The 15,154-nt window shown below is 50.7% G+C and carries 4 protein-coding genes and 2 pseudogenes; 2 read left to right on the top strand and 4 right to left on the bottom strand.

All coding sequences use genetic code 11. From position 1 onward, the window contains the following. Positions 1-191: 191 nt before the first annotated feature. Together MCB1EB_RS04545 and MCB1EB_RS04540 are read right to left on the bottom strand one after the other, a co-directional pair. Positions 192-1,430, bottom strand: a complete 1,239-nt coding sequence (locus MCB1EB_RS04545) for a transposase (protein WP_126353886.1) — start codon at positions 1,428-1,430, stop codon at positions 192-194. Between the two features lie 315 nt (positions 1,431-1,745). Next, entirely contained in the window at positions 1,746-1,967 is a 222-nt protein-coding gene (locus tag MCB1EB_RS04540) for a hypothetical protein (protein WP_126353885.1), read from the bottom strand. A 145-nt stretch (positions 1,968-2,112) separates the two neighbouring features. Between MCB1EB_RS04540 and MCB1EB_RS04535 the strand changes: the two are divergent. Further along, positions 2,113-3,223 (top strand): annotated as a pseudogene (locus MCB1EB_RS04535) (IS3 family transposase). 395 nt (positions 3,224-3,618) lie between these two features. Here MCB1EB_RS04535 and MCB1EB_RS04525 read toward each other — a convergent pair. Beyond that, complete coding sequence (locus tag MCB1EB_RS04525; RefSeq protein ID WP_126353884.1) at positions 3,619-12,099, bottom strand: pentapeptide repeat-containing protein; 8,481 nt, start codon at positions 12,097-12,099, stop codon at positions 3,619-3,621. 538 nt (positions 12,100-12,637) lie between these two features. Here MCB1EB_RS04525 and MCB1EB_RS04520 point away from each other — a divergent pair. After that, a pseudogene (locus MCB1EB_RS04520) lies at positions 12,638-13,081 on the top strand (IS110 family transposase); the annotation flags it as partial. A 484-nt stretch (positions 13,082-13,565) separates the two neighbouring features. Here the strand turns inward: MCB1EB_RS04520 and guaA are convergent. Next, positions 13,566-15,149: a glutamine-hydrolyzing GMP synthase gene (gene guaA / locus MCB1EB_RS04510; protein WP_045365697.1), complete on the bottom strand. Its 1,584-nt coding sequence runs from the start codon at positions 15,147-15,149 to the stop codon at positions 13,566-13,568. Positions 15,150-15,154 lie beyond the last annotated feature (5 nt).

Below are 15,154 nucleotides of genomic sequence, written 5' to 3'. Positions count from 1 at the left end.
CCGACACCGATGGGCCTACCATCATCTCTTGTACAGCATGGCTGCTTAGAAGAAATTCCTTCCTTGCGCCTTCGTGGCGCACCGATGTCTGTAAATCGCACACCTAAGGATACGGCGCGCTTGCGGATGCTGCATCACTATTCTGAGTGCATCCCGTGCTTCATCTTCGGGGTAGCGTTCAATGCGCCGTCCTACTGCTGATTTCGTGCAGCGCGTGCGTAAAGCACAACCCTCGCATGAGGTAATTGCATAATTGCATAAATGCGGCGTGCCCGCGTTAGTGCTGTCGGCTTGGTTTGTGTTATCACATGCAAATCCTGGCCTGCGGGGCAACGATAGGTATCCTGGATAGCGTCATATTGAAATTGTCCCTTACGAAATTTTTTCTCCCCTTCAACCTCTTCGGAGGACTTATCTGGCGAGCATAATAAGCTGATCTCTCGATCCAAAGTACATTGGATAACCGTATTATCGAAATACCCTGATCGAGCAGCAGTTCTGCTGCATGCTGCCCTGTAGTGCGTTTCAAGCATTGTAGCCATGACTCGGGTTTCACTTGAGGCATGCAGCGCATGTGCAACCACAATGCGATCTTCATTAGCAAGCACCGATGGTTTATAGGAAGCTGCAAAGCCACGGCCTCGCTTTAAACGCTGTACCACCGCTTTAGGCTCTTGGGCACTGATAAACACTTCGCCTTTACCATTATGGATTTTACGGGCAGCTAGGCGTTCATCAAACAGTGCCTGGCATTGCCTGGCTCTCTCTAGCTCCTTTTGTCCAACTTTACTATCTGGCGCCTTCTCAAGTGCCTGGTGTGCCTTGATTATACGTTCACGCACCGCTTCTTCTTTCAATAATTTATAGTGTGAACACGCTGCTTCAATGATCGTTCCATCACCCGCTAAACGCTTTCCATTTGAATGGCTCGCTTTCAAAATCGATCCTGTCAAGGACTCAAAAAAACCCTGTGTGTGTGACTCTTCATGCATCACGATGAAACGCCCGATATTGGCGTGATCTGGCGTAATTCCACCCGCAACCCACATACATCCCAAATCGAGTCGCGCGAGCTTCTCTAATTCTCGCAATGAGCTCACTCCTTGCATCACCCCATACAGAATCAAACCCATCATATAACGTGGACTATACGGAGCACGCCCCGTCGCAGCATATCTCTGTTCAAAAGGCGCCCAGTCCTGGGCATCCAGTAACTGCGATACGATCAAGGGTGTGCGCTGATTGGCGTGCTTTAAATAATCTTCTAGTCGCATACTACCAAGGTAAATCTCTCGCGCACCGCACGCTACAAACCGGCGGCCCGTCTTCACCGACGTTTGTAACTTCACTCCTTTTGATGCAGCAGGTACCCCTTCAAATAAATCAAACTGCTTATTATCAGCAAAAGGTATTTTGCGCGATGTGCTCATCTTTATTGGATTAACTTAGAAAATTAAATTCTAACGCTCGAGAAGCTTTCGCGACACCCTCTTTATCTTTCTTCATCAGAAACGTTAAGTCCAAGATCACTTTGATGGGCAACATTTTCTGCTTGGCTAGTGCGCGAGCAGCATCATAACGCTCATTTCTATCTTGATTATTTTGTAACCTCTTTATCAAAGTCAGAATGGCATCATTAGAAAGCACTTCTGATTGGTCGGATCTACTTTACATATTATGTGACTTGATATTTGAGAAAAAATTATAAGAAAAGCTATTTTCTAATAAACTCTTTACCAGAACTTTTACGTGAAAAAAAATTCTGGCGTTTGTGATGAATACAAGCCATCAAGCATTTCTCTACTGAAAACCTTGGCTAATACCCGCTCTGAAAGAACGTGAACTCCATCGCTGAGCACAGCACATTCCACTTCTATATTCCCAATTTTAATAACGCCGCTGTGGTGGGCCTTTGTAACGCCCTCATAGCGGCTGATATCCCATCTTGCAGCAACAGCTTTTTGCAATTGCTTTGTGCTCCTCACTGGTCAATGATTTAGCTCTGGCTATACCGCAAATGGCTTTCGCGGTGTAATTTATTCTCAGACATATTGACCTGCCCCCGAAATTAGCTTCATAAGATAATAGAGTCCACAGTAATAAGGAAGGACGATGAAGCAAAGATTTAGCGAAGAGCAAATCATAAGATTTTTAAGGGATGGAGAAGCGGGCTTAGGAGTAGAAGAACTGTGCCGGCAGCATGGTTTTTCTAAATCGACCTACTACAAATGGAAGGAAAAATATGGAGGAATGGAAGTTTCAGATGCCAAACGCCTAAAGGCTCTAGAAGGAGAAAATAACAAACTGAAGCGTTTATTGGCAGAAGCTTTATTGGATAATGCAGCGTTGAAGGACGTAGTCTCCCGAAAGTGGTGAGCCCGCAAGCTAGGCGAGAAGCAGTAGCGCTTCTAAAAGCGGAGTGGCAGCTGTCAGAACGCCGAGCGTGTGGGCTCGTCAAATTATCGACTTCGGTACTGCATTATGAGTCCAAAGGCGATTCCGATGGTCAGGTGAGAGAACGCATAAGCGTATTGGCTAACGAGAGGAGGCGCTTTGGCTATCGGCGCATCCATATACTCCTGAAACGAGAAGGCTGGGCCATCAATGTTAAGCGAGTGTATAGATTGTATAGGCAGGCTGGCTTGGCGGTGAGAAAGCGTCATCGCAAACGAATTGGCTTAACTGAAAGAGTGCCTTTGCAATTACGGGAACAGCCGAACCATGCGTGGTCTATGGATTTCGTCCATGACGCTTTGGATAATGGGAGACGCATACGTTGTTTGAACGTGGTCGATGATTTTACCAAGGAGAGCCTAGCCATAGAAGTCGATACCTCAATTTCTGGGCTGCGGGTCACTCGGGTGTTGGATCGTATCGCTCAACATCGCGCTTTGCCGAAGATGATTCGCGTGGATCATGGGCCCGAGTTTACCAGCCAAATGCTCGATGCATGGGCGCATAAACGCGGCGTCAACCTAGTTTTTACACAACCTGGAAACCAACCCAGAACGCCTATATCGAGAGCTTTAACGGGCGCTTTCGAGATGAGTGTCTCAATGTTCATTGGTTCTTGAGTTTGCATGAGGCACGTACTCTTATTGAAGGGTGGCGGCAAGATTACAATTTAGCTCGCCCCCATAGTGCCCTAGCGTATAACACCCCTACTGAGTTTGCGGCTATATATCAATTTAAACCCTCGGATTCTACTCAGATATGTAGCTAATTACGGGGAGCAGGTCAATACTTTCGCTCCATAAGAATGGAGTTTGCATAAATATTATTTTATACGCAAGTAGAGAGGTCCGCCGAATTTTTGTAGAGCATTATGAAATGCACTATGAAATTCAAGGTTCCACGCTCTACATATTGCGTCTTTAGTATACGCGTGAAGACCGTTAAGGTGAATGAAGAGATTATCCGCTGCGCTGCAGCACATACATTTGGGGCGAGCCACGCCATAGCTTAAAACGATTAGTTTTTATAATTTATAGTTAAAAGCTGTCAAGAATAGGGGCTTATGTTAAATGCCCCTATCCTAACCCGACTGCCCCCCAACAGTCGGATTGGGCCGAGGCCCGACTCCCCACGCCAGGCCGTCCTGTTTGAAGCGCTCAGCGATCATGCACCGCCGACTGCCCCACGCTGCTTCAAAAGACGTCTATTCATCTCGCTTAAGCCTTGCACCCCTTCAATCCGCATCTCCGTCACATTCAGCACGTCATGCCTAGTACTCCAGCACAGTTTCGCCTGATAGCCGGCGCCGTCTTTTGGGATCTCCCAGTGTCGCACGGACTGATCTTCGCTACCTGTCACTAAATACTGGTGTCCATTCAACTCCGTCCAGGCCACACTATAAACTGAACGACTAAACGTCTGAATCACTCTGAGACACGTGCCCGAGGTCACTTCCCACAGCCGCACCGTTTCGTCCTCACTGCCCGAGGCAATCTGATCACCGCTCGGCGAATACACCACGCTCGAAACAGTGGAGGTATGTCCTACTAAAGTGTGCCCAGCGGCGCCGCTTTGCGCGTCCCACAGCCGCACCGTATTGTCATCACTGCCCGAGGCGATCTGCGCGCCGCTCGGTGAATACACCACGCTCCAAACAGCGTCGGTATGGCCTTCTAAGATGTGTCCCGCCGCGCCGCTTTTCACATCCCACAGCCGCACCGTATTGTCCTCACTGCCCGAGGCGATCTGATCACCGCTCGGCGAATACACCACACTATTAACAGAGTCTGCATGCCCTTCTAAGGTGTGCCCAGCCGCGCCGCTTTTCACATCCCACAGCCGCACCGTATTGTCCTCACTGCCCGAGGCGATCTGCGCTCCGCTCGGCGAATACACCACGCTATTAACAGAGTCTGCATGCCCTTCTAAGGTGTGCCCCGCCGCTCCGCTTTGCGCGTCCCACAGACGCACCGTATTGTCCCAACTGCCCGAGGCGATCTGCGCACCGCTTGGCGAATACACCACGCTAAAAACAGAGGAGGTATGGCCTTCTAAGGTGCGCACCGCCGCGCCGCTGTGCGCGTCCCACAGCCGCACCGTATTGTCATCACTGCCCGAGGCGATCTGATCACCGCTTGGCGAATACACCACGCTCAAAACAGAGTCGGTATGGCCAGTCAAGGTGAGGTCGAGCGCCTCGCCTTGAACGTCCCATAACCGCACTGTCTTATCATGGCTGCCCGAGGCAATCTGCGCGCCGCTCGGCGAATACTGCACGCTCAAAACTGGACCTGTATGTCCGTCTAAGGTGTGCACGAGGGCACCGCTGTGCACGTCCCACAGCCGCATCGTATTGTCCATACTGCCCGAGGCGAGTTGCCCTCCATCCGGCGAATACACCACGCTCCTAACGGAGGCGGTATGGCCTTCTAAGGTGTGCCCCGCCGTGCCGCTGTGCGCGTCCCACAGCCGCACCGTCCTCTCACCACTGCCGAAGGCAATCTGCGCGCCGCTCGGCGAATACACCACGCTATAAACAGAGGAGATATGTCCTTCTAAGGTGTGCTCCGCCGTGCCGCTGTGCGCGTCCCACAGCCGCACCGTATGGTCACCACTGCCCGAGGCGATCTGCGTTCCGTTCGGCGAATACACCACGCTCAAAACAGCGGAGGTATGCCCTTCTAAGGTGTGCCCCGCCGCGCCGCTGTGCGCGTCCCACAGTCGTACCGTCTTGTCATCACTGCCCGAGGCGATCTGCGCTCCGCTCGGCGAATACGTCACGCTATTAACAGAGGAGGTATGCCCTTTTAAGGCGCGCCCCGCCGCGCCGCTGTGCGCGCCCCACAGCCGCACCGTCCCGTCCTTACTGCCCGAGGCGATCTGCGCTCCGCTCGGCGAATACACCACGCTATAAACAGAGGAGATATGTCCTTCTAAGGTGTGGATTTTTGCCCAGCTTGAGGTGTCATAGAGGTTGATCTTGCCGTTTGCAAGACCCATCGCACAGGTTTTCCCATCCGGTGAATACGCACAGGAATGGACCGTGCTCTCTTCTTGCAAATACGCCCATTCACCAAACTGCACCCCAGCCATCTGCGCGCGGCTTAAATTCGCCTCGCGTAGCCAGCTTGTACGAAGCTTCACCCCGCTTAAATCCGATCCCTGCAACTGCGCTGAATCCAACATCCCAAAACTCAGATCCGCTCCAGGGATCCGGATCCCCTTTAAATCCATTCCATTAAACTGAATCCCCGCTCTGACCAGGATTGTCATGGCATTCGCCGCCCCTTGACTCACGGAGTCTGTCTGCTTTGAGGCTTTGATCCACGCCAGCAGCGGCTTCACCAGCCTCCTGTCCTGCTCTACCCGCTCCACTAGAAAGCCCTGAATCGCGGCATCCTCCACCAGATTCAACCGGTTCAATAACCTCTCTTGATCGATCTGATCCGAATCTTTCAGGTCTACCCATAAATCTTCCACATTTCTCATCCCATTCAACGGCTCAGAACCCGTCGATACATCTACTCCAGCCGAGTTATCCAACTCTTCCCATATTCCGCGCGCCACTAAATAATCTTGCTGATGTTTAAGATGTTGCTGTTGTTGCTGCACAGTCAGGGCAAGCGCGTTGTGCAGCGCTCTTTCTATGTTGCCAAAGATGCCGTCTACGAACTCGACAAACTCAAACCCGCTCAATGTTGAAGACTTATCCTTTAACTGAAAAATACACTCGCTGTACCCCTGCCAAAACTTGTTCAGAAATGTTTGGGCTTCATGGCGATCCACTAACAGCCGCTCGATCAGTTTAAACAGCACCCAGTGCCGGCTTTGATTCGGATACACTTCTTGTCCTGCTCGAGCTTGCGCCTCAAATCGGGGAATATCCTCCATGTGAACGGTGGTCTGAGAAATAAAATGCCCCAGGCATTCCTTAGCGCTCTTTGGGGCGAGCGAAACCGGGATAATGCCGTGCTGATTTTTGCGCTGCTCTGCTCGGATTTGCAAAAAAGCCATTTCCGTCAACACATGATGGAACCCTACCTTATAGTCTTCTTCTTGTGAAAACCTTCTCACCACCTCACGAATGGCAAAAGTACCTGCTTGTTCACAGTCTTTGTGATAAGCTTTTTGAAGTTCCTGATAAAAACTTTCATAGTACGGCCATTCTTTCAGGTATTTTTCTAATACCTCAGAACAACACACCACGACCTTATCAACCGGTTCCACATCGGCTCTTAATCGAGTTGGCAACAAACAGAGCTGACTGGTTAAGATATCCTCTAGCTTGCCATCCCTTTTCAACTCCTCCGAGGCCCTTGAATCCGGTTGCGCCATCGGCGTTTGATCTGAATAGAGATTGACCCGAATTTGAGATAACTTCTCGATTAAATATTGAGACGTCTGTGCATCCGCCTGTCCACACGCTGGATTATCGTGCGCATACACCAGAAACAGGCTGGGTGTATTGTGCAACGCTAAAGAACCCAGCATCGACAATACCTTTTCAAACAAATAATCCACCTGCTTGCTTTTTTCCTGGTTAAATACGGCACCTAGCTCTGGAAGCCTATTCAAAGAAGGGAAGTATTTATTATGTATCGCCTCTAAGTTTTGTTTTGCTTGCGGATCACCCGAATTTTTTTCATACTCAGCTTTAGCCTTCTCTACCCCATCTCCGTACAGTTTTTCGGCTTCTTCTTGATTTTCCGCTTGCGGCTGACGCTGTGAGAATGTGATTGGCGATAACGGGCTCCCTACCGCACCGCACTGCTTTAACAACTGCGCATTCACCAAACTTAACCCCTGCACGTTTTGGATAGAGGCACCGGCGGCTGTAAGCGCTGTTTGCGTTGAAGCCCAGCGTAAAAGCACGCGCAGCTGGCCGTCCTGTTGCTTCACTTGCCACAGACGAACCGCTTTATCCCCACTGCCCGTCACCAACCAATTACCTTCAGCGATGGTTTTCCAAGCAACTGCCGTGACGTCCCCATTAATGCCTTCAATGGTGGTAAGCAACTGACCTGAGTCGACCGACCACAGCTTGACGGTCCGGTCAAAACTCCCCGAGGCGAGCGTTTTGCCGTCCGGCGAAAACACCACGCTAGTAACATATAAGGTATGCCCCTCGAAGGTTTTCAGGAGATGTGCCCCGTCCTCCACCGACCACAGCTTGACGGTCATGTCACTACTGCTCGAGGCAAGCGTTTTGCCGTCCGGCGAAAACACCACGCTAGTAACCTCATGGGTATGCCCCTCGAAGGTTTTCAGAGGACACGTCTCGTCTTCCACCGACCACAGCTTGACGGTCATGTCACTACTGCCCGAGGCGATCTGCGCACCGCTTGGCGAATAAACCACGCTAAAAACAGAGGAGGTATGGCCCTTAAAGATTTTCTGCCGGTTCTTTTCACCATTTACCGCCCACAGCCTAACGGTATGATCATCACTCCCCGAGACAAGTGTTTTGCCGTCTGGCGAAAACGCCACGATCTTAAACCCGCCGCTATACCTATACCCCTCGAAGGTCTTCAGGAGACGCATCCCGTCCTCAACCGCCCACAGCTTGAGGGTAGAGTCCCCATCACTCACTGAGGCGAGTATTGTGCCATCCGGCGAAAACACCACGCTAGTAACAGATAAGGTATGCCCCTCGAAGGTTTTCAGGAGACGCATCCCGTCCTCCACCGCCCACAGCTTGACGGTCATGTCATAACTGCCCGAGGCAAGCATTTTGCCGTCCTTCGAAAACACTACGCTATTAACCCTGCCGGCATGACCGGCGAAGGTTTTCGGGCTGTGCATCTCACCGTCCACCGACCAAAATTTAACAGTCCGGTCCTCACTTCCCGAGGTAAGCGTTTTTCCGTCCTTCGAAAACACCACGCTATTAACCCCGCCGGCATGACCGGCGAAGGTTTTCGGGGAGCGCGTCTCGTCTTCCACCGACCACAGCTTCACGGTATGGTCCGAACTTCCCGAGGCAAGCGTTTTGCCGTTTGGCGAAAACACCACGCTCTTAACCCATAAGGTATGCCCCTCGAAGGTTTTCAGGAGGCGCATCTCGTCCTCCACCGCCCACAGCTTGACGGTATGGTCATCACTGCCCGAGGCGAGCGTTTTACCATCCGGCGAAAACACCACGCTCTTAACTGACCAGGTATGGCCCTTGAAGGTTTTCAAGAGAGCCGCCTTGTCGTCCAACGACCAAAGCTTAACGGTCCGGTCGCTGAAATCACTGCCCGAGGCGAGCGTTTTACCATCCGGCGAAAACGCCACGCTCTCAACCGAGGCGGTATGCCCCTTGAAGACTTTCAAGAGAGCCGCCGCCTTATCATCCAACGACCAAAGCTTAACGGTATGGTCCCGGCTCCCCGAGGCGAGCATTTTGCCATCCGGCGAAAACACCACACTATTAGCACCCTGGGTATGTCCTTTGAAGGTTTTCAGGAGGCGCATCTTGTCTTCCACCGACCACAACTTGACGTGGTCCCAGCTCACCGAGACGAGCATTTTGCTATCCGGCGAAAACACCACGCTATTGACCATCGAGATATGTCCTTCGAAGGTGTAGATAAGTTCCAGGGCGTGCGCATCATACAGCTGGATGGTATAGTCCTGTGTGACAGCTAACCAGCGTCCATCGGGTGAATAACAGCACGCTCTAACACCTGCTGCAAGCAGTAAAGAAGGCTTTTCCCCAAACTGCACCGCTTCCATCTGTGCGCCGCTTAAATCTGCACCGCGCAGCCAAACCCCTTGCAAGTTGACCTTCCGGAGATCTGCCCCCGAAAATTGCGTGTGATCAAATATCCCATAACTGAGATCGGCTCCAACAATTCGAATCCTCTTTAAATCCGCTCTCGTAAACGGCACCTCTGCTTTGACTAAGATCGTGATGGCGTTGGCTGCTGCTGTGCTCGCGCTTTTTTCGGTCGTTGAGGCTTTGATCCAGGCCAACAATGGCTTCACCAGTGCTCTGTTCTGTTGAAGACGCTCGACTAAAAAGCCTTGGATGGCTAAATCTTCCACTAAATTGAAGTGGTTCAATAACGCGGATGAATCCACCTGAATGGAAGCGTCGAGTTCTTCCAATAACAGGCGCATCGCTTTGATCCCGCTCAGCGGCTCCACACCCATGGACACATCCCGTCCGCTTGAGTTTTCGAGCTCTTCCCACACGGCTCGCGCCACTAAATAATCTTGAATCGATTTATGAATAAATCGATAGTGTTGGTTCTGACGAATCAGCGGCGCACTAAAACGCAGTAGATTTTTCTCTTCATCTTTGCTGCTCAGAAAGGCCTCGTACTGTTTATTTTGTGGCGCCCCTCTGCGAGGGATGGCTGAATACTCCGCGACGGTTGTTTTGGCCTCATACATCGCCAGCGCAAAATCGGCGTTAAAACGCTCGCTATGCTCGGTAAAGCCTTCTTCTTTTAAGCGCTGAAAAGCCGTCTTCTGGGCCTGCGTCAATCGGATCCCATCTAGACGAGCGAGAGAACGCTCAAACCAAGTACGCATAAACTGCTCATATAACTTGATACGCGTTAGGCCCTGTGTTGCGTCTTCTAGTGTGGGCAGAACAATCAAGGCCATTTTGAGCAAAAAGGGCGTGCCTAATAACTCTTTGACATTGGGAATACGGTCTAATGCGTCTCGATAGGCTTGCGCATTCCACGGGGGGCGAGCATGCTTAACATACTGATCAATATAGTTCTCAATCACTTGTTCCGAAAACGGGGCAAGCTCATACTCCAGCAAAGAGCGCGAATAACCTCGCGGCTGAAAATGGTTTTGATAGCCTTCTGATAAATACTCAGGCCGGCTACTGATCATGATTTTAGCTTGCCATTTGTCTAGTTTTTCATCGGCATATAAGTTGCGGTGTTCCGCCGGAATTTCATCATAGCCATCCAAAATCAAAATAAAGCGCTGGCTTTGGCGCAAGACTTCGATCTGCTCCGGCGAAAAACCGCACTTCTTCGATAAATACTGGCCGATCAGATTTTCGTTCGGCTCTTTCACCGTTGGCAAAGAAATATAAAGCGGGATTGGTAGCTTATCCGGAGCAGGCGCGGCACTGTATTCTCGCCACAAGCGGCGCGCCAACTGTCGGTTAAACGTCGATTTTCCTGCCCCCGCTTTTCCCTGCAGCAGCAGCACCTGCGTTTTCTGACCAGAATCATTCTTTTGCGTCAGAAAGACCCTAACGGCTTCCTCTAAATTAAAAGTGGTCTGTCTATCCGTGATGGTCGTCGCGTGCGGGACAACATACATCGCCAGGCCATCCTGAATTTCCCCCGGCTCTTCCCAAGCCGCGAAATATTCTTCTTCGATATTTTCACCTAAGATCGCCAGCGGCTCTTTCTTCGATCTCAACTCTATTCCTTGCTGATGCTTAAGTTGTTGGTGTTGTTGCTGCACGGTAAGGGCGAGTTCGTTATGCAGCGTCCTTTGTATGTCGCCGAAGATGTCGTCTACGAGCTTGACAAACTCAGACCAGCCAAGCGGTGAAGACCCACTCTCTAGTCGGGAAATACACGCGCTATATCCCTGCCAAAATTTGTTTAGAAACGTTTTCGCCTCACCACTGCTCACTAAAAGTCGCTCGATTAACTTAAACAGCACTAGGTGCCGGCTTTGATTCGGGTACACTTCTTGCCCTGCTCGGGCTTTCGCCTCAAATCGAGGAATATCCTCCATGCGAACCGTGGTCTGGGAAATAACATCCTTTAGGCATTGCTTAGCGCTCTTTGGGGTTAACGAAACCGGAATAATGCCGTGCTGATCTTCGCGTTGCTCGGCTCGGATTCGCAAAAAAGCCATTTCCGTCAATACATGATGGAAACCTATCTTATAGTTTGGCTCTTGTGAAAATGTTCTGACCACTTCGCGAATGGCTGAAGTGCTCCGTTGTTCACTATCTTTGCGATAGGCAACTCGGAGTTGCTGATAAAAACTGTCGTAGTATGGCCATTCTTTCAGGTATTTTTCTAATACCTCAGAGCAACACACCACCACCTTATGGACCGGCTCCACATCGTCTCTCAATCGAGTCGGCAACAAACAGAGCTGACTGGTTAAGATATCTTCCAGTTTGCCGTTCTCTTTTAACGCTTCCGAGGCTCTTGAATGCGCTTGCCCCATCGGCGTTTGATCGGAGTACAGGTTGACTCGGATTTGAGATAATTTCTCGATTAAATATTTAGACGTCTGTGCATCCGCCTTTCCATATGCTGGATTGTCGTGCGCATACACCAGGAACAGGCTAGTTGTATTGGACAACTCTAAGAAGCTCAATGTCGACAGCGCCTTTTCAAACAGATAATCCACCTGCTTGCTTTTTTCCTGGTTAGCCGCTGTCCCTTGCTCTTGACGCTCACTTAATGGAAGCCCACTTAAAAAAGTGAAGTATTCCTCACGTATCGTATCGAAGGTTCTTTTTGCTTTTAAATCACCAGGATTTCTTTCCTGTTCGGTTTTAGCTTGTTCTACCGCCTTTTCGTACGATTTTTTGGCTTCCTCTAAATTTTCTACGGTTTTATATGCTCGCGCTTCGCCTAAAAGATGCTGCGAGGATATACCTAGACGCGGTGAAGACAGGGCGGGCGATGACGGACGCATTCCAGCGATGAAGTTAAGCAATTTGTTCTCCTGCCCATTCGAGCGGCTATTTTAGAAAGCGGTGACTCGGTAGTAACGGCGAAGGATGTCAGTACCCCCGCCATCCTCGTCAATCAATGGTCCAAATTGTAGAGGGAGGGGCGATTTTGACAAAGCTTTTTTGAGGACTTTGTTACACGGGTGCGCTCGATTGGGGTGAGCGGGGGGTGTTTGAGGTGGCGGTCAAGGTTGTCGGGTAGCAGCAGTACATTACTGCACCACCGCCCCCTTGTATCTTGGTATCGGTTTTTGAAGTTGATTTTTTTTGTTCATAGTAGGAAGCTGTAGAGCTTGTGGACGCAGGGAAGCGCGGTGGGCAACGCAAGCTTACTAGTGCGCCATAAAGCGCATTGTCCACAAGTTCCACAGTATGGTGTTGGTGTCGGTTTGGTAGAGCCCGTGCAGCTTGAGGTCCCCTGGGGTTTGCAGCCCGTTTCTTAGCAAATGGCGCACGGGCCGAGCCGCTCATCGAAAGCCCGAACAGTTGTCTGAACCCAATTCGCATGTACAAGGAGGGATAATGAAGAGCTTGCCAGATACGAATCTAACACCGATCACGGTTGGTATTGACGTAGCTAAGATGACGCTGGATGTGGCGATTGGTCTCCAGTCTCCTCCCTTTAGCATGTCCAATGATAAGGGCGGCTTCGATACTCTGTTGGCAAGGTTGGCGGAACATCGGGTCGCGCTGATTGTGCTTGAAGCCACGGGCGGCTTTGAAATGCCTGTTGCCTGTGCGTTACAAGCTGCCGGGCACGCGGTAGCTGTCGTCAATCCCCGCCAGGCGCGTGACTTTGCGCGTGCGATGGGGCAGCTGGCTAAAACGGATAGCATTGATGCGCGTGCCCTTGCCCAACTCGGCGAAGTGATCGAGCGTCATCCTGAGCGTGAGAAGTTCGTCAAGCCATTGCCAACGTCGGCGCAACAGATGCTGGCCGCCCTGGTCATGCGCCGCCGACAGTTGATTACCTGTGCGATTTACAGACATCGGTGCGCCACGAAGGCGCAAAGAAGAAGCAATTACTTCTAAGCAGCCATGCTGTGCAAGAGATGTCTGTAAATCGCACACATAAAGGCCGTCACGGTCTTTCACCTTATAGAGTTTGTCCTTTGGTTTGAGATTACGCAGCTTCGTATCGGTAAGCATTTTTTCATAGGGTTAAAAATACCATGATCGAATAATTGCTTTTTTTCACCCCTCAAATCCTTATAAAAAAAGGACTTGAGCCATTTCAATACCATGAGACGTTGGAAAATCGTGGCATGGTATTGAGCATTCGTCATGATGTTGAAAAAAATAATACCATGCAAAATGCCATGAAAAAATGATGCTTGAAGCTGCTATTTTGTGCCAGAAAATGCTAAACGCAGACGCAAAAAAGCCCGCAGTGACGCGGGCTTACGGGGTGTTTCGTGCTGCTTAGCGCCAGCCTTTGCTGAACGTCAAATCATTCCCATTCAATAGTCGCCGGCGGCTTACCCGAAATATCATAAACCACACGATTAACGCCACGCACTTCATTAATGATCCGGTTTGAGATCTGGCCCAATAATTCATGCGGCAGATGCGCCCAATGTGCGGTCATAAAGTCTTGCGTTTGCACTGCGCGCAGCGCCACAACATATTCATAGGTACGCGCATCACCCATTACGCCAACGCTTTTAACCGGCAGAAAAACCGCAAACGCCTGGCTGGTGAGCTCATACCATGACTTGCCTGTGTGCGGATCGATCGTATTGCGCAACGCATCGATAAAAATTGCATCGGCCTGCGCCAGCAAAGCGGCATATTCGCGTTTAACTTCACCTAAAATCCGCACGCCTAAACCTGGGCCCGGGAATGGATGACGATAAACCATCGCCGCTGGCAAGCCCAGTGCAATGCCTAATTCACGTACCTCATCTTTAAACAGTTCACGCAAAGGCTCGAGCAACTTCAAATGCAAGGTTTCGGGCAGCCCCCCTACATTATGATGGCTTTTGATTTTCGCTGCGCCTGGTTTGTTGCTACCAGCCGATTCGATCACATCTGGATAAATCGTGCCTTGCGCAAGCCATTTCGCATCAACCAACTGCTGGGCTTCGTGCTGAAATATTTCGACAAACTCCGCGCCGATAATTTTACGCTTTTGCTCAGGGTCAGTTACGCCGGTCAGCTTCTGCAAAAAGGTTTCGCTTGCATTGACATGGATAACATTCACCCCCAGGTGATTTGCAAAGGTCTCCATGACCTGCTCCGCTTCATTCAGCCGCAGTAGACCATGATCGACGAATACGCAGGTTAGTTGCGCACCAATCGCCTTATGCAGCAAAGCTGCCGCGACCGAGGAATCGACTCCGCCAGAAATGGCTAAAATCACTCGCTCATTGCCGACCTGCCGGCGAATCCATTGTATGGCTTCCTCGACATAATCGCCCATAATCCAATCAGCACGCGCGCCGCACACCTCACGCACAAAACGCGTAAGAAGCGCTTTGCCCTGCGGCGTATGGGTCACTTCTGGATGAAACTGAACCCCATAAAAACGCCTAGCGTCATCTGCCATAGCCGCAATCGGACAGGCATCCGTTGACGCAATCAGCGTAAATCCGGGCGGCATTGCGTTTACTTTATCGCCATGGCTCATCCATACTTTAAGCACGCCTTGGCCCGCATCCGTATGAAAATCTTCTAGACCGTGCAAGAGTTTGGCATGACTATGCGCTAGAATTTCTGCATAACCAAATTCTCCCACATGACCGTGCTCGACCTTACCGCCAAGCTGCTCGGCCATCGTCTGCATGCCGTAGCAAATCCCCAACACAGGCACACCCAATTCAAACACAACCTGCGGCGCACGCGGCGTATCCGCCCCGGTCACTGAGTTGGGGCCACCCGATAAAATAATGCCTTTTGGCGCAAAATCCCGAATAAAAGCTGGGTCTACATCACAAGGATGAATTTCCGCATATACATGAGCCTCGCGCACACGGCGCGCGATAAGCTGGGTAAACTGCGAACCAAAATCGAGAATTAAAATTTTGTCATGCATTTGCA

This window comes from Mycoavidus cysteinexigens (assembly GCF_003966915.1).
In the GTDB taxonomy this organism is placed as follows: Bacteria; Pseudomonadota; Gammaproteobacteria; order Burkholderiales; family Burkholderiaceae; genus Mycoavidus; species Mycoavidus cysteinexigens.
This window is presented reverse-complemented; position numbering and strand designations above follow the sequence as displayed.